This window comes from Candidatus Thiosymbion oneisti, assembly GCF_004359955.1.
GTDB classification, from domain to species: domain Bacteria; phylum Pseudomonadota; class Gammaproteobacteria; order Chromatiales; family Chromatiaceae; genus Thiosymbion; species Thiosymbion oneisti.
In genome coordinates, this window is sequence record NZ_SMSC01000003.1 from 67,426 (window position 1) to 90,317 (window position 22,892).

Consider the following 22,892-nt stretch of genomic DNA (forward strand, 5'->3'; position numbering starts at 1 on the left):
GCCGAAAACTCGAACACTACTCCCGAAATCAGCAGCAAGCCGACGCCTGGAAACTCGCCGTCGTCCCTACCCAAACTCCCGCCGCCGCCACACCAGATAGATGGCCGGGATTACGAACAGGGACAGGAGGGGAGCGGTAATCATGCCGCCCACCATGGGGGCGGCGATGCGACGCATGACCTCGGAGCCGGTGCCGTGGCCGATCATGATGGGGAGCAACCCGGCGATGATGACGGCCACCGTCATGGCCTTGGGGCGCACGCGCATGACCGCCCCTTCCATGATGGCCGCCTTGAGGTCGGCAGCGCCGTTCAATCCGCCCGCTTCCCGGAATCCCTTGAGGGCATTGTCCAGGTAGATCAGCATCACGACGCCGAACTCCGCCGCCACGCCGGCCAGGGCGATGAAGCCGACCGCTACCGCGACCGACAGGTTGTAGTCCAAGAGATATATGAACCAGAAGCCGCCGACCAGGGCGAAGGGCAACGAGAGCATGACCAACAGGGCCTCGCCGGTGCGGCGGAAGGTGAGATAGAGCAGGCTGAAGATGATGATCAGGGTGAAGGGAACTACTTGGGTGAGCCGCTCCTGGGCCCGCAGCATGTACTCGTACTGGCCGGACCAGGTGATGGAGTAACCGGGGGGAAGTCGCACCTGATCACGGACCGCGGCCCGGGCCCGGCGGACATAGGTGCCCACATCCACACCCCGGATGTCGACGAAGGTCCAGCCGTTCAGGCGCGCGTTCTCGCTCTTGAGCATGGGCGCCCCGTCGACGACCTTTATCCGGGCGATCTGTCCCAGGGGTATTTGGGCGCCGGTCGGTGTCACCAGGGGCAGTTCCCGCAGCTTGACCAGGTCGTTGCGCCGTTCCCTGGGGAAGCGGAGGTTGACCGGATAACGCTCCCGCCCCTCGATCGTCTGGGTAATATTGATTCCCCCCACGGCGGCGGCGACGACCTGGTTGATGTCCTCGATATTGAGCCCGACCCGGGCCGCCCGGATGCGGTCGGGGCGGATCTCCAGATAACGCCCGCCCGTGACCCGTTCCGAGAAGGCGGATGCGGTCCCGGGCACCCTGAGCACCACCCGCTCGATCTCCTTGCCGATCCGTTCGATTTCCTTAAGGTCCGGCCCTGCAACCTTGATGCCCACAGGGGTCTTGATCCCGGTAGCCAACATATCGATGCGGGTCTTGATCGGCATCACCCAGGCGTTGGTGACGCCGGGGAAATCGACGGTCCGATCCAGTTCGGCGATCAACTTGTCAATCGTCATCCCTGGCCGCCACTCGGACTCAGGTCTAAGCTGGATCAGGGTCTCGATCATGGTCAGGGGTGCCGGATCCGTGGCCGTGTCGGCCCGGCCGATCTTGCCGAAGACCCGCTCCACCTCCGGCAAGGTCGCGATCAACCGGTCGGTCTGCTGCAAGAGTTCCTGGGCCTTGCCGATGGAGAGGCCCGGCAGAGTGGTGGGCATGTACATAAGATCGCCCTCGTAGAGCTCGGGCATGAACTCCGAACCCAGGCCCGAGCCCAGGTCCTGCAACCGGGGAATGCCGCGGGTCACTTCCCGCCAGCGCCGCACCAGCCCCGTCTGCCAACCTTCGATGGCCGTGATAGCGCGCCGGTGGGGACCCTCCGGCGCTACCCGTCCCACGGCCTGGAAGGGCCACTTCAGCGGCTCCAGGTAGCCACCGATACCATAGATCGGAATCAGCAGGCTGCACAGGATCAACCCGGACAGCAGGATGGTGGCCCAGGGTGCCGCCAGCACGCCCCGGAGCAATGGTCGGTAGATCCGGATCAGCAGCCGGTTGAGGGGATTGGTCTCCTCCTTGGGGATACGGCCACGGATGAAGTAGCCCATGAGCACCGGCACCAGGGTCACCGCCAGCCCGGCGGCGGCGGCCATGGCATAGGTCTTGGTGTAGGCCAAGGGCGCGAACAGCCGCCCCTCCTGGGCCTCGAGCGCGAATACCGGCAGGAAGCTCAGGGTGATGATGAGCAGGGAGAAAAAGAGGGCCGGTCCCACCTCGGAGGCCGCCGTGGCGATCGCGCCCCAGTGTTCACTCCCCGCCGGTGCCTGCCCGTGGGACCGGCGAAAGCGTTCCAGGTGCTTGTGGGCGTTCTCGATCATGACGATGGCCGCATCCACCATGGCCCCGATAGCGATGGCGATACCGCCCAGGGACATAATATTGGCGTTGATGCCCTGATAGCGCATGACGATGAAGGCCGCCAGCACCCCCAGGGGAAGGGTGACGATGGCCACGAAGGCGGAGCGCAGATGGAACAGAAAGAGCAGGCACACCAGGGCCACTACCGCGAACTCCTCGAGCAGCTTCTCCTTGAGATTGTCCACGGCACTCAGGATCAGCTGGGAGCGATCGTAGGTCTCCAGGATCTCCACCCCCGCCGGTAGGCCCGCCCTGAGTTCATCGAGCTTGCGCTTGACCGCAAGAATGGTGCTCAGGGCGTTCTCCCCGTACCGCATGACGACAATGCCGCCAGTGATCTCGCCCTCGCCGTCCAGATCCGCCACCACCCGCCGCATCTCGGGACCGATTTGGACCGTCGCCAGATCCCGCAGCAGGATGGGCGTACCTCGGGCATCGACCTCGATGGGGATGGTCTTTATATCCTCCAGGCCGCGGAGATAACCGCGGGTGCGGATCATGTACTCGGCCTCCGCCAGCTCCACCACCGAGCCGCCGACCTCCCGGTTGGCGGCGCGGACGGCGGCGGTCAACCGTGCGAGCGGGATCCCATAGGCGCGCAGCTTCTCCGGGTCCGCGACGATCTGATACTGACGCACCATGCCACCGACGGTCGCGACCTCCGCCACGCCGGGGACGGTCTGGAGCTCCAATTTGAGAAACCAGTCCTGCAAGCTCCGCAGCTGGGCCAGGTCGTGGCGGCCGGTGGAATCGACCAGGGCATAGCTATAGACCCAGCCCACGCCGGTGGCGTCGGGTCCGAGCCGCGGTTGAACCCCGGCGGGCAGATCCTGCGCCGCCTGGTTTAGATACTCCAGGACTCGGGAACGCGCCCAGTACAGATCCGTGCCGTCCTCGAAAATGACGTACACATAGGAGTCCCCGAAGAAGGAGTAGCCGCGCACCGTCCGCGCCCCCGGCACCGCCAACATGGTGGTCGTGATGGGGTAGGTGATCTGCTCCTCCACCACCCGCGGGGACTGTCCCGGGAAGCCCGTGCGGATGATGACCTGCACATCCGACAGATCCGGGATGGCATCCAGGGGCGCCTGCCGGACGGAAACCAGGCCCCAACCGGTCAGCAGCAGGGTGCCCAGTAGGACCAGGAAGCGGTTCTTGATCGACCAGCGGATGACCTGTTCCATCGATTCAGGACGCGGTCATGGGCAGCGGTCTAGCTGTCAGGTCCCGCAAAATTCCCATATGTAGGACCCTAGAACGCAAAACGGCTTAGCCATTAGGAGCTAAGCCGTAAAAATCTGGTAGCGGGGGGAGGATTTGAACCTCCGACCTTCGGGTTATGAGCCCGACGAGCTGCCTGACTGCTCCACCCCGCAATAGTATAGAGTATTTTATGATTCGATGACTTCGGATGCAACCCTGGGTTTACTCTGGATTTTCCCCCCAGTTTTCCCCCTAGCGAACGGCGGAGTACCATTGGCGTTTCTATGCAATGACACAACCTCAGGACCGATGCATACGCCGCCTTCAGTAAAGTCGAGTGAATCCGGTACGGGAAGCACGACCGCTGGCCTGCCTGATGCGTCGCTGCCGGCACCATCGAGAACCATATCGAAACCCGCCCGGTCCACCGCAGGGCTGGGGCAGTATCTGCGCAAGATGCGAGCTACTCTGCGGGGTGGCCCGCCACGGGTGTCGGTAGCCGAGATTCTCTGGTCCTGGCTCGGGGCCTTCCTGGGCATCGGCACGGTAGGGCTGCTCGGACGATTCGTGCTCACGGGAACCGACAACCTCTTCATGATCGGCTCGTTCGGGGCCTCCGCCGTCCTCGTCTACGGCGCGCCCCACAGCCCCCTGGCCCAACCCCGCAACCTGGTCGGCGGGCATATACTCTCGGCGCTGGTCGGCGTCTTGTGCTATCAGGCGCTCCATCCCATCCCGGGGCTGGCGGAGGCCGTTGCCGTGGCAAGCGCCATCGCACTCATGCACCTGACTCGAACCCTGCATCCACCGGGCGGCGCGACGGCCTTGATCGCCGTCATCGGCTCCCAGGAACTCCACGCCCTCGGTTACTTCTTCGTCTTGGTACCGGTGGGTCTAGGTGCGGTCTTCCTGCTCATCGTCGGACTCCTGATAAACAACCTGAGCACACACCGCCGCTATCCGGAGTTTTGGCTATAGCGATCCTGAAGATTCAGCATTGTCCGGTGGAAAAAGATCCCTCCTGCGTCGGGATGACAACTGCGTGTCTTTTCGTGTTTTTCGTGGTAGACACCTTCTCGGATCATACCAATAACGCCGAACAAGTGACGGGTAGCCAATAAAAAAGCCGTCTCGGGCAGGGCCCGAAACGGCTTGGCATCCAACCATATTTCATTGGTCGGGGCGAGAGGATTTGAACCTCCGACCACCTGAACCCCATTCAGGTGCGCTACCAGGCTGCGCTACGCCCCGCGAATCGATAAAAATATTCCCGGAGCCGCGTTTTGTCAACTCGCGGTAGACCGCCAGGTTGCCCTCCACCATGGCGTCTATGGAAAACTCGCTGCGCATGAGCGCCTTCCCCGCAGCTCCCAGCTGCCGGGCGAGCCCTTTATCTCGCAGCAAGGTTGCCACCGCCGCCCCCAGGGCCTGGGGATCCCCCGGCGGTACCAGCAATCCGTTGTGTCTATGGCGGACCGCCTCCGGGATGCCGCCGACATTGCCGGCCACGATGGGCACACCGGCACTCGCCGCCTGGAGCAGGGATACCCCCAACCCCTCCCGGGTAGCGGGATGGACCAGCAGCTCCAGGCAGGGCAGCAGATCCGGCAGGTCCTCCCGGAACCCGGCGAATTGCACATGACCCTCGAGTCCCGCGCTCGCAACACGCCTACGCAGGTCCTGCTCCAGGGGACCCTTGCCGAAGATGAGTAGCCGTAGGTGCGGAAACGCTTCGACTAGGGGCGGTAGGGCCTCGATCAGAAAGCGGTGCCCCTTGCGTGGGATCAGCTGGGCGACGATGCCGATCGGTCGTGCCGGTACGGGGACCCCCAGCTCGGCGGTCAAGCGCTCCCGGTTGCAGGGACGGTCGAAGCGCCCTAGATCCACCGCACTGCGCACGAGACGCAGCTTTGCCGCGGGTAGTCCTGCGGCCAGCAACACCCGGCCGATGCCTTCCGAGATGGCGATCACCCGATCGTGAAGGCGGTACTTGAGGGCAACCATCCAGCGGGGCTCCGGGTTGTCCACACGGCGCGAATGGACGACCGGCACGCCTTCCAGGCGGCAGGCGATGCCGCCCATCACATCGGCGCCGATACGCCCGTGCAGGTGCACCAGATCCGGTCGGCAGCGCCGGAGGCAACGGCGTAACCTGGGGATGAGCCGCAGATCCAGGTCTCCGCCCATCGCCATGGGATGGACCTCGGCGCAGACCGATGCCGCCCGTGCCAGATCGCTGCCCGCGGGACAAACGAGGGCATTGCGGTGCCCGCGGTCCGCAAGCCCTTCCATCAGGTAGAGGACCTGCAGGGCGCCGCCGTAGAGGTTACGGCCCCCCTCCACATGCAGGATCTTCAAGCCCAGGATCTTCAAACCGTCTGTCCCAACAGCTTTTCGGCCGCGTTCAGGACCTCTTCCACCGCGATCGATTGCATACAGGTAAAGGCGCCGTTACAGGTAGGTTTGCGCTTGCAGGGGGAACAATCCAGGCGATGATACAGCACCCGGGCATTGGCATGGGTGGTGTCCAGGTAGGGGCAGGTGGACCCGAACAGCAACAGGCTCGGGCGGTCGAAGGCGATACCCATGTGGCTGAGGCCCGTGTCGACGCCTACCAGGAGGGTGCTCCTGGCAATTACAGCCGCCGCTTGCAGCAAGGTCGTCCTGCCCACAAGATCGACCGGTCCGCCGGCGGCCAGGCTGCGGATACTTCCTGCGGCCTCCCGGTCTCCGGGCCCCCCGAGCATGACCACCGGCAGGCCCAGCTCGGCCTGGAGCCGATCCGCGAGCTCGGCCCAACGCGGCTCGAACCAGTGCTTTGGGGGACGGGTCGTAAAGGGACAGATGACGGCGAATCCGTGGCTCAACCCCTCGCGCTCGATCAGCTCGCGAGCGAAATCGGCGGCCTGCGGTCCATAGGGTACGGCCATGGAGAAGTCGTGGGTCGGCAGCCCCAGGCTCTCGGCCAGAAAGCGATATTCCGAGCCGATACGCCTGCTGTCTCCACCCCGGGGGACGACCCGGCTCATGAGCCACCGGCTGCCCTCCCGGGACCCCAGACCGATGCGCTCGCGCGCACCGGAGAGGTGGGTCACCAGCCCGCTCTTGAGCAACCCCTGCAGATCCAGGGCCAGGTCGAACCGACGCGCGCGGAGATGTTTACAGGAGGCCCTGAACTCCCGGGCGAGCCTTCCAAAACGGCGTCGGCGCCAGAGCGCGCGCCACTCACGGATAGGCCAGACGATGACCTCGTCCAGGTCGGGATGGTGCTCCAGAAGGGACCGGTATTCCGACTGTACCAGCCAAGCGATATGGGCCTGCGGGTAGGCGCGACGGAGCGTCGCCACCAAGGGAGAGGCGAAGACGATATCGCCGATGGCAGAGAGCCGGACTAGAAGAATAGCCTTCATGCAGCAGATCGGACGCTAATGCTGTACCGGACGCGGATACACATCCGGCGGTGCTTGCCGACTAGGGGACTCTGGTTTACTTTTACGCTCCTTTGCACAGGAACAGCATCGCGGGGGATGCGGTGAATGATCCGGTCGAAGCCCGTTTTGCTCCACATCGAGGCGACTTGACATGGCTCGACCCATCGCCTTCATCGATCTTGGCCCGCGCATGATCCAGTATTTTTCCACGCTCGGCCAATATCTGGGTCCCGCGTATGTCCCGGTGTTCTTTTCGCTCCGCTACAAGAGCCGCGGCGTGCTGCAGCGGTTGCAGCATCCCCTGTACCCTGATCGCCACTGCGGGAGCGCAGAGCGGCTCCCTGAGGGGGCGGACATTGATCCCGAATATCTGATCCCGAAGCTTCGCACCGCAACCAACCGGGCAAGCGTCCTAAAGCAAGTACCCTACTATCGCTGGTTGGTTGGTGAGCTCCATCACTTCTTCGAACGTATCCGTCCTGCGGCCATTTTCCTTTGGAATGGCTCCGGCTTGGCCGCGACGATCGCCGAACAGTTGGCACGTCGTCGCGGCATCGCCGTTGTCTTCGGCGAAAACGGTTATCTTCCCAACACCCTCCAACTCGATGCAATGGGCGTCAATGCCTTCTCATCCTTTGCCCGTGCGTGGAGCCTGGATGAAATCCGGGCCCTCCAATGGACTGAGGGGCAAAGGCAGGAGCTTGCGAGACTCCTGGTCGCCTACCGGGATAATCAGCTGCCACATCCCCAAGGGCCAAGCAAAGGGCGTGTTCGTGCATCCTGGATCGCTTATCTCCGGCAGGCGGTCTATGACATCGGACACCGGAAGACGATCAAAGGGGGAAACCGGCTGATACCATCGAAAATATCCAGGCTTCCGCACGAATTTGCCTTCTTCCCGCTCCAGGTCAGGGATGACAGCCAGCTTACCGTACACTCGCCGTTATACGGCAATCGGCTTGAGGAGGCGATAGCGGATGTCCGTCGTGCCTTACAGGAAGTCGCTCCGGGATTACCCCTCGTCATCAAGCTGCATCCGGCTGACCGGAGAAAAAGCGACTATGATCCGATGGTGCGTGCCTATCCGGAAGTGATCTGGGTCGGCAGCGGCGACGTGCGCAAGATCTTGGCGCGGTCTAGGCTCGTGATTACCGTGAACTCGACCGTCGGCATAGAGGGCTTGATCTTTGGAAAGCCTGTGATCGTGCTCGGCAGGAGCTTCTATGGTTTCGATGGCCTGGTCTATCCCGTCCGCGATAGAGCGGAGCTGCCGGCGGTGTTGCGTACCGCGAGCGATAGCCCGCTCGATGCGCAGTTGGTCGAGCAGTATTTGCTGTTTCTCTACTTCATCGCCTTGACCCGGGGCCACTGGCGGGATTTTTCTCCGGCATCCCTGGAGCGGGTGGCAACGCGCATCCGCTCGCTGATCGAATCCGCGGATCTGCCACAAAAATTGCCAGCGTCCAACAGCACAAGATAACGAAAAAGCCGTTCGTTACGTTCATATGCAATACCGAATCGGTTAGCGAAAAGGTCATATAGGCCGATATGAGCATCACCCCGGAGTAGGCGCTCGCCCGGTACGCATCGTCGTTTGGCGAGCGTCTCGCCGCGCTGAACGATAACCCTAATGGCACACCATAAATCAGGGCCAATGACAGCAACCCCAAAAGCCCTCGGGTTGCCGCTGTATGGAAGTAATCGCTATGCGCATGCGTATGGGTATAACCGGACTGCTTGTAATCTACGATAGATTCGGACACCAAGCCGGCGGCATGTGCCGCTTCGAAGTACCCGCTCATTTGGCCGAGACCAATGCCCAGTAGGGGGCGTTCCGCAAATGCCGTCAGCGCCGCACGCCACATATCTCTGCGCTCAATGAGAGAAGTGGCATCAGGGGTGTCTGTCCCACTGGACAGCATGGCCGTGATCTCGCTCGAGGTGGCCTCGACCCGCTTGCCGATCAGATCGGTTTGTGACAAGGCAAACAGCAATACCGCACAGATCGCCAACGCGGCACCACTGATCCGAAGGCGATAACCGATGTGACGCTGAATCAGATAAACGACACAGACGGCAACTCCCACAGGAAAAAAAATCCACGCTCCTCGGCTCCCGGAGGCGATGCTGGCAAATATACCCAGTGCTGCGGCGCTGAAAAGCAAGAACGAGCGGCACCAATCCACTGAGGACCAATACACTCCCCCCAATATGCTGAGCATCGCAACCAGCATGGAAATCCCACCGAATGGAATGGCCTTTCCTTTGCTCCCGGCAGCTCGGTGCTCGAATCCAAACTCAGCCAATTCCCAGATCGCATAGAGCCCATTCGCGAAGGAAGCCATACCCACTGCGACCAAAAGACAGGCATAGGATGGACGCAAGCGAACCAAAAACGGCATCAAGAAAGCGCCGGCCAGGAAATGGGAGTAATTTTCCAGGCTATCGACCGCCTCGCGGGAAAAACCAACGATGGCGCTGGATACAGCCGCGCTAAACACGTAGAAAACAAATACAGCACTCAACAAGCGTACCGAAGGAGTGGTTTCCAGATGGCAACGACCGACGAGCAAGGCCACGAGCACCAACACCGAGAATACAAAAATGGCGTTGCGAAGAGGGGAATGAAGCTCGTAATACGCAATACCCGAAACAGCGATTGAAATCACCATCAGTATGGCGACGATTTGCCGTACCGCCTTGCGATCGAGGAAATCACACTGGAATAAGGACATCGATTACAATTTTTGAGCTGTGCCTGATTGGAGGCGGATCTTCACCCATGAAACCCAATGCCATTAAGTTAGCTGCTGACCGCTTGTCGTGGTAGATCAGGATGCGGAAGAGAAAACGACGAAGCGCACGAATCGACGCAAAAAAGATCCCTCCCTTCGGTTCGGGATGACAATTTCGCACGGATTCGCGTGATTCATAGTTTCTCCTAGGGCGCGCATCGTCTTCGTCATTGAAGGGGCCGCTACCCCACCGGACATCGACATGGCAAACCCATGGCCTCGAGATAGGCATCCGTGCTGACCTCGATCTCGTAGGGTAGGGCCGCCCGCTTGAGCTCCTCCCTCGGCAGGGGATCGGCAAGGGTCGCGGAAATGGCCGCGGCCAGGAGTGCGTCGTCGCCTACCGGGACCAGGGTTCCATAACGTCCGCCGGCGAGGATTTCGCGCGGTCCGCTCGGACAATCCGTGGAGACCACAGGCGTTCCCAGGGCCAGCGCTTCGATCAGTACGAATCCGAGCCCCTCCCAACGCGAGGTGAAGGCAAACAAGTCCGCGTGAGCCATATAGGCATAAGGCTCGGGTAGGAAGCCCGGCAGGCTGAAGTCCTCCGCAATACCCAACTCCCCGGCCAAGGACAATAGTCGCTCGCGGTAGTTGCCGCGTCCCAGGATCATGAGCCGGCAGGGGCGTTGGGCACGGACCCGGGCAAAGGCCCGAATCAGAGTCTCGAAGTCCTTACGCGCGCAGAGCTCCCCTGCGCTCAGAATGAGGGGGACGTTCGGGTCGCCGAACCAGGGATGATCCGGTCTCGGCAGGATGACCTCGAACAAGGATTGCGGGACCACCGGCGATGGCACCACCCGGATGTGCCCCCGCGCCAGGCCGGTGTAATCGGCCATGTCATCGGCGACTCCGGCGCTGGTAACGATCACCCGATCCGCATAAGGGTACAGCCGGCCCATGGAGCTTCTCTGGATCCAGCGTTCCAGCGGGCCACGGGTAGCCAAATCGATGGAGATGGTCGTTCCCGAGCTGAAGACCAACCGGGCCCGGACCCCGGCCAGGAACCGAGCGAAGAGGGCCGTGCGGTTGACCCGGTCCTTATCGGACAGTAAGACCTGCGGCCGTTTGCGGCGCAGATAGCCTACGATTCCAGGCACACAGCCATAAGTATGGCGTGAGCCCAGGTCAATGACCTCGACGCCTGCCGGGATCTCTTGCAGCTCGGGCCCGTGGCGGCGCACCTTGAGCAGGTCGACGCGATATCCGCGCCGGGCAAGTGCCGGTATCAGGTGCTTGGCGGCCCGGTCGACCCCGCTGTGCCCGGAGGTGGAGAAGAAGCAGGCGATCCGTCCGGGGTCGGTCATGGAGGGGACGCGATCCATTCCAGGGGGTCTTCCTCGTCCGGAGCCGGCTTGAGCCCCGGCTGCTCGATGAAGAGGCGGTGCCAGATGGCAAACTGCATCAGCCCCCAGAGCTCGCGGGAGACCCCGCGTCCGGCCCGACTGGCACCGATCAGCTCCCCCACGGCTTCTGCCTTGAACCAGTCGCGGATGCCGCGATTCCTCACCAACCGGTCGCCGAGTCGGAGCAGCCTCTCGCCCCGGAGCCAGTCACCCACGGGTACATGGAAGCCGCGCTTGGGCCGCTTCAGGTGCCCCGCGGGCAGGCGGGTCTCCGCCCATTGCTTCAGCAGCCACTTACCCTTGTGACCGCGCACCTTCAGCCCGTCCGGCAGTGACAGGCCGAACTCGACGAGCCGGTGATCCAGGAAGGGCACCCGCCCTTCCACGCCGAAGCCCATGAGCATCCGGTCCGTCTTGACCAACAGATTATCCGGCAGCGCCGTGCTCAGGTCCACGTACTGGCGGCGTTGGAGGTCGCTCCAGGCCGGGGGCGATTCCCGCCACGCCCGTAAGACGGGCTCCCGTTCCACCCGGCTCAGGGTGCTCAGCGCGGAGCCGAATAGACGCCGCCGCCAATGCCAGCTCCATTGCCCACGGGTCCGAAAGCCCCCGCTGCCGGGTCTGACTATACCCTTGAACCAGCGTTCAGGCAGACGCGGAGAATAGCGGCGATAACCCGCAAAGACCTCGTCTCCACCCTCCCCGGAAAAGACTACCTTGAGATGCTCGCCGGCCGTCTCGGCCAGGATAGACGTCGGCAGACAGGCGTAGTCGCGCATCAGCTCGTCCGCGGCCCAGATGGTATGCGGGATACGCCCGAAGACACGCCCTAAATCCAGCCGCAACGGGGTGTGATCGAGCCCGAAATGGGTGGCGATGCGGGCGGCCGCGTCCAGCTCGTCAGCCATGGTCGTGTCCCTGAAACCGACCGAGAAGCTGCGTACGGGACCGGCGCCCAACTCGTGGAGCATGGCCGCCAACACCGCGGAGTCGACCCCCCCGGACAGGAAGAGTCCGATCGGTACGTCGGAGCGCATATGCTCGCGCATGGCGGCATCCATGAGGAGACCCAGCGCCTCGCGGGCCTCCTCAGGACCTAGGTTCCGCGGTGCTACATGCGCCGCGGACCAATAGCGCCGGGGCGTGATCTTGAGTGCTCGGTCGATAATCAGCGCCTGTCCTGGCAAGACCCGTTTGATACCCTCAAAAAGGGTATCCTCGCCACTGCTGTATTGGTTCCGGAGAAACTGTCGCAGCGCCGCCGGTACCAACTCCGCGCGTTCGGGCAAGATCCTGAGGAGCGCCTTGATCTCGGAGGCGAAGGCGATTCTGTCCGGCAGGCACACGTAGAAGAGGGGTTTGATCCCCAGTCGGTCGCGCGCCAGTATCGTGTGGCCCTGCTTGCCGTCATCCAAGGCAAAGGCGTACATGCCGCGCAGCTCCGAGAGGAAGTCCATGCCGTGGATTGCATAGGCGTTGAGAATGGTTTCGGAGTCCGAGCCGGTGCGGGGGGGGCATCCCTCCTTGCGGAGCAGGGCGTTCAGCTCCAGGTAGTTGTAGACCTCGCCGTTTGCGACTAGGGCGAGCTGCCCGTTCTCCGCCACCATGGGCTGGTGCCCGGTCGCCAATCCGATGATGGATAGACGGACCTGGGCCAGCCCAACGGGTCCGCGCGTGTGGATACCGCGATCGTCCGGGCCGCGATGAGCGAGGGCATCGACCATGTGCCCCAACTCACGGGGATCCGGCCTGGCGCCGTCGCGCATGATATACCCGGCTATGCCGCACATGGCATGGAGCCCATCACATGAGAAATCGGGGTCATCATCGTCGACCCGTCCGGGATGCGCCTAGGTCCTGTTGACATTTGTCGTTCTCAGGTCCGATTGCGACCTTTTAAGAGAAAGCGAAGCCTGTCCAGCTCAAGCGGTCCGCACAGCGGACCCTACCCTAACCACTTGATTGATTGTAGGGTCCGCTGCGCGGACCTTCTAAATGTCAACACGCCCTAGTACCCCATTTCGCCTTATTTTTCATTCTCTTAAGCCCCCAAACGCGCCCAGGCAAGGCACAGCGCGCAGGGGAATAGCTCACGCTCTTGCCAAGCGCTGTAACGCCGCCTTGCCGTGTTTGGGGGGCTCCCTTCGGGCGCGGCGAGAAGCGACCATCTGCGTTGTTGCGCGAGCTTGAAAGAGGACGGGCTATTCCTGCGCTCGCGCGCCTCGCATCTGACCACTTCTCGCCTCGCTGAGGACGAAAAATAAGGCGAAATGGGGTACTAGCGTCCGCTTCACCGGACCACAGCCAACAAAAAAGGGCTGGCCGGGAGACGGCGCAACCCTTTGGTTTTTTTGGCGTCCCCAAGGGGAGTCGAACCCCTGTTGTCGCCGTGAAAGGGCGATGTCCTAGGCCTCTAGACGATGGGGACGAGGTTGGTTACCAGAAAAATCCGGTCATCGAATCAGACCGGATCTTCTTAGGATTGGTGGAGCCAGGCGGGATCGAACCGCCGACCTCAACACTGCCAGTGTTGCGCTCTCCCAGCTGAGCTATGGCCCCTCGATTCGGAATCAAAAATCATAACTTTTAAGCTCGTGGATCGTCCAGTGATTTTTCTGACCACCAGGACAGCCGTAAGTCAGACGAGCTCCTATTCTTAAAGGACAATCGATACGCCCTTCGGGCTTGCACCTGCGCCCTTGAGGAGGCATTTTATGGTCCTATGTATCCTGTGGGGAGCTGAGGATGCCCCCTCCAGCACATGGAAATGACGGCACTCGCAAACCGCGCTTTGTGAGTATCGGCTTGAGAAATCCCCAGGATAGGATTTTTCAAGATCCCCTTCAGTCAACTCGGAGCCTTAGGCAATGAAACGCATTCTGCTGTTCCTGGCGACTAACTTTGCCGTGCTGATGGTCATCAGCCTGGTCTTCAAGCTGCTCGGTTTCGATGGCCTGCTCGCGGCGAACAATATGGATCTCAACCTGAGCGCCGTGCTCGTCTATGCCGCGATCGCCGGGTTCGCCGGTTCTCTGATCTCACTGTTCATGTCCAAGGGCATGGCGAAACGCTCCATGGGGGTACAGATCATCGAACACCCCGGCACCCCCTTTGAGCACTGGTTGATGCAAACGGTGTCCCGACAGGCCCAATCCTCCGGCATCGAGATGCCGGAAGTAGGGATTTTCGACTCACCCGACCCCAACGCCTTCGCTACCGGCTGGAACCGCAACGCCGCCCTGGTGGCGGTCAGCACCGGACTCCTCCAGCACATGACGAAGGACGAAGTAGAGGCCGTGGTGGGTCATGAGATAAGCCATGTAGCCAATGGCGACATGGTGACCCTGACCTTGATTCAAGGGGTCGTGAACACCTTTGTGGTCTTCCTGTCGACGGTTATCGGACACCTGATCGACCGCGTGGTCTTCAAGACCGAGCAAGGCCATGGCCCCGCCTACTACATCGTGTCGATGATCGCCCAGGCCCTGCTCTCGATCCTGGCCACCATGATCGTGATGTGGTTCTCCCGCTACCGGGAGTTCAAGGCCGATGCCGGTGGCGCACGCCTTACCAGCAACCGGAAGATGGCCGACGCCCTGCGTCGCCTGCAGACCGCAACCGAGCCGAGGGATCTGCCGTCCGGCGAGTTCGCCGCCTTCGGCATCAGCGGCGGCGTCGGTGGTGGCCTCAGGCGCCTGTTCATGAGCCATCCCCCGTTGGAGGAACGCATCGCTGTCCTCCAAGGACGGGGCTGAGTCGGGCTTTGGTCCACTACCGCCGCGCTACCCCAGCCGGGATGCACGCCCTTGTTGAGCGAGATCCCTTATCGGGCCGACAGCACTGTCTATTTCGGGCCCTTGGCGGAAAGGGCCTGGGCCGTCTTCCTCGATAGCGGCCGTCCCCTGACCGGGGCCGGCCGCTATGACATCCTCGCCGCCGATCCCTACATCACCCTGACCACCCGTGGCGACGTCACCGAGATCCGCCACGCCGATCAGGTACAGCTATCCCCCCACGATCCCTTCGCCTTACTGCGCGGTCAGTTGGGCGAGCCGGTGCCCCCTGTGCCTGACCTGCCCTTCCGCGGAGGGGCCATCGGTTGGTTCGCCTACGACCTGGGCCGCCGTATCGAGCGGTTGCCGACGCTGGCCGAAAACGCCGAGCAGCTCCCGGACATGGCGGTGGGCATCTATGACTGGGCCCTGGTCGTGGATCACCTTGCCCACAAGGCCCGGCTGGTAAGTCTCGGGCGCGACCCTCGGACGCGGGAGCGGTGGGACACGCTGCTCTCCATGTTTCGGGACCCCCGACTCGCCCCTGCCCGCAGCCGGCTCCGGGTCCTGGGTCCGCCGCGCTCGAACCTGACCCGGGACGAATATGGCCTGGCCTTCGACCGTATCAAGTCCTATCTGCTCGAAGGTGACTGCTATCAGGTCAATCTGGCCCAGCGCTTTTCGGCCCCGGTCGCCGGCGACCCATTCGCCGGCAACCTATTTGCCGGCTATAGGGCGCTGCGACGGCTCAATCCGGCACCCTTCTCCGCCTACCTGAAAACCCCCTTCGCCCAGGTCCTAAGCTCCTCGCCGGAGCGCTTTCTCGCGGTTCGGGACGGGCAGGTCGAAACCCGGCCCGTCAAGGGCACCCGGCCGCGGGGACGCACCCCTGCGGCAGACTCCGCCTTGCAACGGGAGCTAGCCGCCAGCACCAAGGAGCGGGCCGAGAACCTGATGATCGTGGATCTGTTGCGCAACGACTTAGGAAGGGTCTGCAGCCCCGGCAGTGTGCGGGTCCCCAAGCTGTTCGAGGTGGAGAGCTACGCCACCGTGCACCACCTGGTCAGCACCGTCACCGGCCGGCTCGCCCCTGGCCAAGATGCCGTCTCGCTGCTGCGGGCCTGTTTCCCTGGTGGCTCCATCACCGGCGCCCCCAAGATCCGGGCCATGGAGATCATCGAGGAGTTGGAACCCCATCGCCGCGGGGTCTATTCCGGGGCCATCGGCTACCTGGGCTGCGACGGTGCCATGGACACCAACATCGCCATCCGTACCCTGATCCACAGCGCGAGCACCATCCGCTTCTGGGCCGGCGGCGGGATCGTGCACGACTCCCAGGTCGAGGAAGAATATCGAGAAACCCTCGACAAGACCACGGCCCTATTGCGGCTGCTGGAGCACGAGCAGCTGACCGGCGGCGGCGGGTAGGACCGGCGAATAGCGTGGGCAGCGGCGAGCGCCGATGAATCCGTAGGGTGGACTGTGCCCACCGCCGGCATCAGAAATTCGGTCGTGTTCGCGTTTTGAATCCGCAGATTACGCAGATTTTCACAGATTGTTTCGTTTTTTATCTGTGAAATCTGTGTAATTTGGCGGATACGGAGCGGAAGGCTCAGAGGCTGCCTGAAAACTAAGAAGCTGTTTGGTTAAAGTCCCCGCGGTCCGCACAGCGGACCCTACAGTCAATCGGGTGGCTAGCGTAGGGTCCGCTGCGCGGACCTTCTAAGCAGAATATTCAGCCAGCCTCTTAAGCATGAATGGAAAGGGTCGCCCTCCCCATCTCTACAAAATCGTGGCTATTCAATGCCCTGACCACGTCGGGAAGATACCTGAGCACCACCGTCTCCAAATCTCGGTTGCTGATGTTGCCCGTGGAGATCAGGAGGAGCTTTTTCGGGTGCCGGTGAAGTAAAAACGAGTTTACGAAATCTGCGTCTTTCGTCACCACGACGCGTTCTTCCTCATCCGCGATGGCCGTGATCACATGATCGGAGGTGCGATTTTTCTCAGGCAGGTCGAGTGTGTGTATGACATCGTGTCCTGTTTTAGTCAACGACCCGACAAGGCCGCGAGGTAACTGGGCATCGACGAGAAACCTCATGCGGCAAAGGCCTGGGTACGCTTGGTTCGGCTCAATTCGGCCGCGAACGCCAAGACGGCCAGCAGATCTTCACGTTCCAGGTCCGGGTAATCGTCGAGGATATCCTCGCAGCTCATACCGGCACTCATAAGCTCCAGCATCGTTTCCACGGGGTAGCGTAGCCCTCGGATAACGGGTTTGCCGTGGCAGATGTCGGGGTCGATGGTGATGCGACTCAGCAGGTTAGCCATATCTGATTTCGGATACATTTGTTCATAGCGACTGATAGCTGGCAGCGAGAGGCCACGATCAACCTACCGGCACCGCGTCCTTGAACAGGCGGAAGAAGTTATCGCGGGTGGGCTATGCCCACCGCCGGCATCAGAAATTCGGTCGTGTTCGCGTTTTGAATCCACAGATTACGCAGATTTTCACGGATTGCTCCGTTTTTCATCTGTGAAAATCCACGTAATCTACGGATACGGAGTGGAAGGCTCAAATTTCAAACCGTAGAGCAACGGTCCGTGTAGACCGCCATGATCTGTTTGAGCTCGCGCAGAAGCCAGCGGCACTCTTCCGCGCTGAGTCCCTGGGTTTCGGGCAGATCGCCACCCTGCTCTAAGACATCGATAGACTGCCATACCTGCCGGCAACCTTTCCCGCATAAGGCCTCGAGCCGGGCTTCCAATCTGTATCGATCAAAGGGACTCAAAACTACCGTCTCAGCGCTGACCTGCGGAGATTACATACTCCTCATACAAGGATCTTCCGTCACGATGCATTCGAAACTCAGCCACGTCTTAAGGCGAAAGCAGGCACAGCCCGGGGATTTTCTCGAAGTCCTTGGTGTTGTTGGTTAACACGGCATAGTCGTGTGTAATCGCTGTGGCCGCGATCTGAAGGTCATGCACGCTTAGGGACTGTCGTCGTGAGTTTCTCAACTGGTGCGCGTAGATTTCTGCGTAAGCCCGCGCCACCTCCAAATCAAAGGGCAACACAGGGAGAGTCTCGATAATCGCCTCTGACCAAGTGAGGCGGCGAATGCGAACTGATGCATTTTTGGCCAAAGCGACACCGGCCAATAATTCCGAAACGGTTACTGCTGCCATGTAGAACCGCTCGTTATTGTCAAAAAATAACGAGAGATCCCTTCTAGCATGCTCCGCATTGAGAAAGACGTTGGTATCGACTACGACTCCCATGGCGAGGGGGGTAAGCAGGCTTGTTTCCGGATCGTGCGTAGGTCATCGGCAAGAACCGTACGCTCGGCCGACGACCAGGGATTGTGTTCCAGCAGCGCCCGTAATTCGGAAGCCGAGGCGCCATCCTCGGAAGGTGGCACCAATCGTGCCACCTCGAGGTTCCCGCGGGTGATAACTAAGCGCTTGCCTGAAATGCACACGTAGTCGATCAGCGATGTCAGATTGCGAGCCAATTCCGTCGCGGTTACCTGGCCTTGGATCGTCGCCATGAGCGAATACCTCATCTTCGAAATCAGAGTTTAGAAGAGGGATCTGGACGGTTACTCATTTTTCAATTGTCTGAGTTAATTCGCCTTGTCAGGTGTTTTTTGTATAACCAGTTACCCAGGATACCACCAATCAATAATAGGGCCAGCCATTGGAATAAAATGAGAAAATTCCAACAACCTGTTTTGGCACATGGGCCGGGTGAAAGATTCATGAGTTTCAGAGGCTGTCTGGTTAAAATGGATCCGAGCGTTCTGTTGCGTTACGCTGCGTTCGGCGCCGTGCCGGTCCGGGCGCAGCCCTGGGTTGTTTGGCGTTGGTTGTGGGAAAAGATCCCTCCTGCGTCGGGACCAGTCCGGCGTGTTGGGTTCACTGTAAGTTGGACTTTTCATTTAGCTCACGGAACCAGGTATAATGTAATAGAATAACTGGTGCGCAGGGGGGGACTCGAACCCCCACAGGTTTCCCCACTAGAACCTAAATCTAGCGCGTCTACCAATTCCGCCACCTGCGCTGATAGCAGGAGAGATTCTATACGGCTTCGGCGTGCCCGTGGAGGCGACAGGTCACTTGCCGCTGCCGGCAATCATGTATGCGGGCAGGCCCACATCCTTCTGGCTCATGGCCTGCTCGTAGCCCAGCTCGCCTTGCCGCCTGGCCTTCTCGGCCAGCTGATTGGCCGTTGCGAAATCGCCTTTCGCCGCGGCCTGTTCAGCCTGCTTTAGGAACTTGCCGATATCGCGCCACTCGCCGCCTACTGTGGCGGCCTTCTTGCGAGCTTCGCGCGCCGCGGTCATCGCCTGTTCGAAGTCGGCCTGGTCGTCGGCCCAGCTACCCGTAGGGAGACCGGCGGCCAACGCGGCGACCAGGATCCCGGCGGAAAAATGATGGGTTCTCATGTTCGATGGACTCCTCTGTGCTCCAAAGCGAAAACCCACGCCCTAGGCGCAGGCCTCCGAGCGGTTATTTGCGTGCGACTATTCGCGTGTGACTATTTGCGCGCACCGGGCCCATTCAAAGACAGGCCGTTCTGCATGTAGGTCAGAAAGTATTCCAGATTGCGGTACTCCTCACCCTGGACCTTAAAGGGCTTGGCCCGCACCTGCTTGTTACAGCCCGAGAAACGCCGGTGCAGGGTACCTATCTCGCCCCACTTGGAACGGTAGACCGGAAAGTGGGTGGTATGACCGAGGGCCGGGCTCAGGATATCCGAGCGCAACAGGTTACCGGGATTTTGCACGTGACAATTGGCGCAGGAGAAATTGAGTTGACCGCGGCGGGCAAAGTAGAACTGCTTGCCCTTCTCGTAGGCCTCCAGTGCCTTGGGGTCGTCCTCCGGAATCTCCACCTTGGTGAGCTGTCCGCGGGACTGGTACCGGATGTAGGAAAGGATATCGGCGATAGGGCCTTTTTTGTATTTGAGGGGCCCCTCACCGTTGGCCTCGCGGCATTCATTGATGGCCAGCGGCAGGGTGACGACCATGCCGCGTTCCTTGTCCCAGTATGGGTACTTTCCGGCAATTGCGGGGCCGTTCGGGAAGCAATCCTGATAGGTCTTGCCGTTGGCGAAGGGCGTGTTCCACATTTCCTCGCCCTGGGAGATAGCCATCTCATAGGGCGGAAACTCCTCGATAGCCTCCCAGCTTTCGCGGCTGACGGGGTCGATCGCATAGACACCGTTTGTGAAGTCTTCCTTGGGAACGTCGGGGAAGCGTTTCTGGTAGTAGCTCTGCCAGATCGCTTGGTCCTCTTGGGGTGTAGCCGGCGCAACGCCGCCCCAGGTCAGGCCCAGTACCATAACCAGCGCCGCGGTCAGCATAATGATCTTGTTCATCCGGTTGATTTCCTCCGGGTGTTCAGCAAGTAGGTCCGACCGGTCAGAGCGACCGGATATATTCGAGCACGTCGTCGAGTTGCTGCTCGGTAAGGATGCCGTGCTTACCGAACGGCGGCATGCTGGAGTCGGGATTGGCAACGGTTGCATCCCAGATCTGGGCGCGTAGCTTCTCCTTGTCCGGGTAGCGGGCCTGCATTCCGATCAGGGGGGGACCGATGTTACCGGGGCTTTCGGCGTCCGGCATCATGTGGCAAGCGACGCAATTGCCCAGCTTACGGTCATTTGCGATCTCCTTGCCCGCCGCCGGATTGCCTTTCGGGGCATCCGCGGCGTTAAGGCCGGGCGCCAAGGCCAACACGCAGGCGGCGATTAGGGCCGTGCCTGCTGCTCCGGCCAAGGTCGTTTTCAACGCAATCATCTATTGCCTCCTTCGAGTTGCCCTCTATCAGGAAGGTCGGTCGGGTTAGGCGCGTACCGCCGCGTTGAGGGATGCAAACCGGCTTGAACGCGCCGCAACCCGACAAGAAACCTTATTTGATCCGCAAATTATGCAGATTTTCACAGATTGTTTCGTTTTTATATCTGTAAAAATCTGCGTAATCTGCGGATATAGAGATGTTATTACAAACTATCCCTCGCACCCAAGGGGAGAACGACGCGCTCGCCTTGACGGCATTGGCCGTCGAGGCGCGATCCAGGCATACTTAAGAGCCTGTCTGGCATACGGCTGTTCTGCTGCGGAATCGAGGTGGCCGGTCAGATTTCCTGCTCGCTTTCGTTAAATAGGCCTACTATTCGCCTCAATCGAGCAGAAAATCTGCCTCGACCCCTCGATCCCTCGCTACGAACGCGTAAGCCAGACAGGCTCTAACCCCGCGAGGAGGGACGATGAGGAAGGACACCTGGACCATACAGCCTCGACAGATTAGGAGGAGCCCCAGATGACGCTCGCGCGACGTGAATTCATCAAGCTCTTAAGTGTAGCCGGCGCGGCCGGCCTGTTGCCGGCGTCCGTGGTCGCCGCGATGCGGCAACCGTCGGACCTCTACGAGCTACCCGGATTCGGCAATGTCACCCTGTTGCATATCACCGATACCCACGCCCAGCTCAACCCCGTTTACTTTCGCGAGCCCAACGTGAATCTGGGCATCGGCCCGGCCTTGGGCAAGGCACCGCATGTGGTGGGTGACGCATTCCTGAGGCACTTCGGCATCGCGCCGGGCGGGATCGAGGCCCATGCCTTTACGTTTTTAGGCTTCGACGAGGCCGCCCGGCGATTCGGCAAGGTGGGCGGCTTTGCCCATCTCAAGACCCTGGTGGATCGCATCCGCGCCGAACGGGGCGACGGCAACAGCCTGTTGCTGGACGGCGGCGATACCTGGCAGGGCTCGGGTACCGCCTACTGGACCCGGGGTAAGGACATGGTCGGCGCCGGCAACCTGCTGGGGGTGGACGTCATGACCGGTCATTGGGAGTTCACCTATCGCGACAAGGAGGTAATCGAGAATATCGGCGCCTTCAAGGGCGATTTCGTGGCCCAAAACATCGCCGTGCGCGACGAGGCCCTGTTCGACTATCGATTCCCGGAATTCGCCGGCTTCGACGAAGATGCGGGTCTGGCCTTCAAGCCCTACACCATCAAGACAGTGGGTGGCTTCAAGGTCGCCGTCATCGGCCAGGCCTTTCCTTATACCCCCATCGCCAATCCGCAACGCTTCATCCCGGACTGGACATTCGGGATTCAGGAGGAGCGTATGCAGGAGCTGGTCGATAAGATTCGCACGGAGGAGAAACCCGCCGTTCTGGTGCTCCTCTCCCACAACGGCATGGACGTGGATCTCAAGCTGGCCTCCCGCGTCACCGGCATCGACGTCATCTTCGGCGGCCACACCCATGACGGCATACCGGCCCCCAGTATCGTGGCGAACGCGGGCGGCAAGACCCTGGTCACCAACGCCGGCTCCAACGGCAAGTTCTTAGGGCGGATGGACCTGGACGTCAAGGACGGCAAGGTGCGCGACTTCCGCTACCGGCTGTTACCGGTCTTCTCCAATCTGCTCCCACCCAATGCCGAGATGACCAAGTACATCGAAGAGATGCGCGCGCCCTATCGGGAAACGCTGAGGGAGAAGCTGGCGACCACCGAGGAGACACTCTACCGGCGCGGTAACTTCAACGGGACCTTCGACCAGCTCATCTGCGATGCCCTGCGCAAGGTCAAGGATGCCCAGATCAGCCTATCCCCCGGTTTCCGCTGGGGCACCAGCGTACTACCGGGCCAGACCATCACCATGGAGCATGTCATGGATCAGACCTGCATCACCTATCCGGAGACCTATCGCCGCGAGCTGAAAGGCAGCGAGCTCAAGGCCATCCTGGAAGATGTCTGTGACAACCTCTTCAACCCGGATCCCTATGTGCAGCAAGGCGGAGACATGGTGCGTGTCGGGGGGCTGGACTATGAGTGCGATCCTACCGCGTCCATGGGCAAACGCATCGGCGACATGGCCCTGGACGACGGCACCAAGATCGAGGCCGATAAATCCTATGTGGTCGCCGGCTGGGCCACCGTCGGGTCCCAGGCCCCCGGAGAACCCATCTGGGAAACGGTCGCCAAATACCTGCGCGACCTGAAGACGGTCAAGATCGAGAAGCTCAACACCCCGGTCTTGAAGAATGTGTCCGGTAATCCGGGGATTACCGACGATACCCGTCGCACGTGAAAGGTTATAGCCGCCGCGCAAACTGCGCGGGGGCTTCGAGAGCTAACGCTATCCCT

The 22,892-nt window shown here is 61.2% G+C and carries 17 protein-coding genes, 5 tRNA genes and 2 pseudogenes; 5 read left to right on the forward strand and 19 right to left on the reverse strand.

From position 1 onward, the window contains the following. Positions 1-66 precede the first annotated feature (66 nt). Together E1958_RS02230 and E1958_RS02235 are read right to left on the reverse strand one after the other, a co-directional pair. Positions 67-3,363: an efflux RND transporter permease subunit gene (locus tag E1958_RS02230; protein ID WP_133510420.1), complete on the reverse strand. Its 3,297-nt coding sequence runs from the start codon at positions 3,361-3,363 to the stop codon at positions 67-69. 115 nt (positions 3,364-3,478) lie between these two features. Beyond that, a tRNA-Met gene (locus tag E1958_RS02235) sits at positions 3,479-3,555 on the reverse strand. A gap of 283 nt (positions 3,556-3,838) precedes the next feature. Here E1958_RS02235 and E1958_RS02240 point away from each other — a divergent pair. Beyond that, positions 3,839-4,360 (forward strand): HPP family protein, encoded by a 522-nt coding sequence (locus tag E1958_RS02240; RefSeq protein ID WP_133510421.1) that lies wholly within the window; start codon positions 3,839-3,841, stop codon positions 4,358-4,360. A 196-nt stretch (positions 4,361-4,556) separates the two neighbouring features. On the opposite strand, the gene E1958_RS02245 is transcribed toward E1958_RS02240, so the two are convergent. The 3 genes and pseudogenes from E1958_RS02245 to E1958_RS02260 all read right to left on the reverse strand — a co-directional run bounded on the left by E1958_RS02245 (position 4,557) and on the right by E1958_RS02260 (position 6,792). Continuing rightward, a tRNA-Pro gene (locus E1958_RS02245) sits at positions 4,557-4,633 on the reverse strand. Positions 4,634-4,798: 165 nt separating this feature from the next. Then, positions 4,799-5,674 (reverse strand): annotated as a pseudogene (locus E1958_RS21850) (glycosyltransferase); the annotation flags it as partial. A 77-nt stretch (positions 5,675-5,751) separates the two neighbouring features. Then, entirely contained in the window at positions 5,752-6,792 is a 1,041-nt protein-coding gene (locus tag E1958_RS02260) for a glycosyltransferase family 9 protein (protein ID WP_133510422.1), read from the reverse strand. 172 nt (positions 6,793-6,964) lie between these two features. Between E1958_RS02260 and E1958_RS02265 the strand changes: the two genes are divergently transcribed. Next, positions 6,965-8,293 carry a capsular polysaccharide export protein, LipB/KpsS family gene (locus tag E1958_RS02265; RefSeq protein ID WP_133510423.1) on the forward strand — a complete coding sequence of 443 codons (1,329 nt, stop codon included), beginning with the start codon at positions 6,965-6,967 and terminating at the stop codon, positions 8,291-8,293. A gap of 184 nt (positions 8,294-8,477) precedes the next feature. On the opposite strand, the pseudogene E1958_RS21755 reads toward E1958_RS02265, so the two are convergent. From E1958_RS21755 to E1958_RS02290, 5 genes and pseudogenes are all read right to left on the reverse strand, one after another. After that, a pseudogene (locus E1958_RS21755) lies at positions 8,478-9,548 on the reverse strand (O-antigen ligase family protein); the annotation flags it as partial. Positions 9,549-9,790: 242 nt separating this feature from the next. After that, positions 9,791-10,915, reverse strand: coding sequence for a glycosyltransferase (locus tag E1958_RS02275; protein ID WP_133510519.1), 1,125 nt, complete (start codon positions 10,913-10,915; stop codon positions 9,791-9,793). Then, complete coding sequence (gene asnB, locus E1958_RS02280) at positions 10,912-12,744, reverse strand: asparagine synthase (glutamine-hydrolyzing) (RefSeq protein WP_133510425.1); 1,833 nt, start codon at positions 12,742-12,744, stop codon at positions 10,912-10,914. The genes E1958_RS02275 and asnB overlap by 4 nt, the downstream gene beginning before the upstream one ends. 562 nt (positions 12,745-13,306) lie before the next feature. Further along, positions 13,307-13,382 (reverse strand) — tRNA-Glu (locus E1958_RS02285). Between the two features lie 55 nt (positions 13,383-13,437). After that, a tRNA-Ala gene (locus E1958_RS02290) sits at positions 13,438-13,513 on the reverse strand. Between the two features lie 308 nt (positions 13,514-13,821). Between E1958_RS02290 and htpX the strand changes: the two genes are divergently transcribed. Both htpX and pabB read left to right on the forward strand, forming a co-directional pair. Beyond that, positions 13,822-14,709 (forward strand): protease HtpX, encoded by an 888-nt coding sequence (gene htpX / locus E1958_RS02295; protein ID WP_133510426.1) that lies wholly within the window; start codon positions 13,822-13,824, stop codon positions 14,707-14,709. 51 nt (positions 14,710-14,760) lie between these two features. After that, complete coding sequence (gene pabB / locus E1958_RS02300) at positions 14,761-16,155, forward strand: aminodeoxychorismate synthase component I (protein WP_133510427.1); 1,395 nt, start codon at positions 14,761-14,763, stop codon at positions 16,153-16,155. Between the two features lie 319 nt (positions 16,156-16,474). Here pabB and E1958_RS02305 read toward each other — a convergent pair whose 3' ends face one another. From E1958_RS02305 to soxX, 9 genes are all read right to left on the reverse strand, one after another. Further along, complete coding sequence (locus tag E1958_RS02305; protein WP_133510428.1) at positions 16,475-16,828, reverse strand: DUF5615 family PIN-like protein; 354 nt, start codon at positions 16,826-16,828, stop codon at positions 16,475-16,477. Further along, on the reverse strand, positions 16,825-17,058 hold the full coding sequence (locus E1958_RS02310; RefSeq protein ID WP_089727552.1) for a DUF433 domain-containing protein: 234 nt from the start codon (positions 17,056-17,058) through the stop codon (positions 16,825-16,827). The genes E1958_RS02305 and E1958_RS02310 overlap by 4 nt, the downstream gene beginning before the upstream one ends. 251 nt (positions 17,059-17,309) lie before the next feature. Beyond that, a complete protein-coding gene (locus E1958_RS02315; RefSeq protein ID WP_089727550.1) occupies positions 17,310-17,519 on the reverse strand; it encodes a hypothetical protein in 210 nt (69 codons plus the stop codon). 88 nt (positions 17,520-17,607) lie between these two features. Further along, positions 17,608-18,009 (reverse strand): PIN domain-containing protein, encoded by a 402-nt coding sequence (locus E1958_RS02320; protein ID WP_089727548.1) that lies wholly within the window; start codon positions 18,007-18,009, stop codon positions 17,608-17,610. Then, a complete protein-coding gene (locus E1958_RS02325) occupies positions 17,997-18,278 on the reverse strand; it encodes a type II toxin-antitoxin system Phd/YefM family antitoxin (RefSeq protein ID WP_165741603.1) in 282 nt (93 codons plus the stop codon). The genes E1958_RS02320 and E1958_RS02325 overlap by 13 nt, the downstream gene beginning before the upstream one ends. 427 nt (positions 18,279-18,705) lie before the next feature. Further along, a tRNA-Leu gene (locus tag E1958_RS02330) sits at positions 18,706-18,790 on the reverse strand. Positions 18,791-18,842: 52 nt separating this feature from the next. Next, positions 18,843-19,175, reverse strand: a complete 333-nt coding sequence (locus E1958_RS02335; protein WP_133510429.1) for a SoxXA-binding protein — start codon at positions 19,173-19,175, stop codon at positions 18,843-18,845. A 92-nt stretch (positions 19,176-19,267) separates the two neighbouring features. Beyond that, positions 19,268-20,095 (reverse strand): sulfur oxidation c-type cytochrome SoxA, encoded by an 828-nt coding sequence (gene soxA, locus E1958_RS02340; protein WP_243448417.1) that lies wholly within the window; start codon positions 20,093-20,095, stop codon positions 19,268-19,270. 58 nt (positions 20,096-20,153) lie between these two features. Continuing rightward, a complete protein-coding gene (gene soxX / locus E1958_RS02345; protein WP_133510431.1) occupies positions 20,154-20,531 on the reverse strand; it encodes a sulfur oxidation c-type cytochrome SoxX in 378 nt (125 codons plus the stop codon). 523 nt (positions 20,532-21,054) lie between these two features. Here soxX and soxB point away from each other — a divergent pair. Beyond that, entirely contained in the window at positions 21,055-22,836 is a 1,782-nt protein-coding gene (gene soxB / locus E1958_RS02350; protein WP_133510432.1) for a thiosulfohydrolase SoxB, read from the forward strand. Positions 22,837-22,892: the final 56 nt, after the last annotated feature.

Bases quoted from the DNA above. Each gene is read 5' to 3' on its own strand.
- E1958_RS02230 (WP_133510420.1), bottom strand. From the start codon at position 3,363: ATGGAACAGGTCATCCGCTGGTCGATCAAGAACCGCTTCCTGGTCCTA.
- E1958_RS02240 (WP_133510421.1), top strand. From the start codon at position 3,839: ATGCGAGCTACTCTGCGGGGTGGCCCGCCACGGGTGTCGGTAGCCGAG.
- E1958_RS02260 (WP_133510422.1), bottom strand. From the start codon at position 6,792: ATGAAGGCTATTCTTCTAGTCCGGCTCTCTGCCATCGGCGATATCGTC.
- E1958_RS02265 (WP_133510423.1), top strand. From the start codon at position 6,965: ATGGCTCGACCCATCGCCTTCATCGATCTTGGCCCGCGCATGATCCAG.
- E1958_RS02275 (WP_133510519.1), bottom strand. From the start codon at position 10,915: ATGACCGACCCCGGACGGATCGCCTGCTTCTTCTCCACCTCCGGGCAC.
- asnB (WP_133510425.1), bottom strand. From the start codon at position 12,744: ATGTGCGGCATAGCCGGGTATATCATGCGCGACGGCGCCAGGCCGGAT.
- htpX (WP_133510426.1), top strand. From the start codon at position 13,822: ATGAAACGCATTCTGCTGTTCCTGGCGACTAACTTTGCCGTGCTGATG.
- E1958_RS02305 (WP_133510428.1), bottom strand. From the start codon at position 16,828: ATGAGGTTTCTCGTCGATGCCCAGTTACCTCGCGGCCTTGTCGGGTCG.
- E1958_RS02310 (WP_089727552.1), bottom strand. From the start codon at position 17,058: ATGGCTAACCTGCTGAGTCGCATCACCATCGACCCCGACATCTGCCAC.
- E1958_RS02320 (WP_089727548.1), bottom strand. From the start codon at position 18,009: ATGGGAGTCGTAGTCGATACCAACGTCTTTCTCAATGCGGAGCATGCT.
- E1958_RS02325 (WP_165741603.1), bottom strand. From the start codon at position 18,278: ATGGCGACGATCCAAGGCCAGGTAACCGCGACGGAATTGGCTCGCAAT.
- E1958_RS02335 (WP_133510429.1), bottom strand. From the start codon at position 19,175: ATGAGAACCCATCATTTTTCCGCCGGGATCCTGGTCGCCGCGTTGGCC.
- soxA (WP_243448417.1), bottom strand. From the start codon at position 20,095: ATGCTGACCGCGGCGCTGGTTATGGTACTGGGCCTGACCTGGGGCGGC.
- soxX (WP_133510431.1), bottom strand. From the start codon at position 20,531: ATGATTGCGTTGAAAACGACCTTGGCCGGAGCAGCAGGCACGGCCCTA.
- soxB (WP_133510432.1), top strand. From the start codon at position 21,055: ATGACGCTCGCGCGACGTGAATTCATCAAGCTCTTAAGTGTAGCCGGC.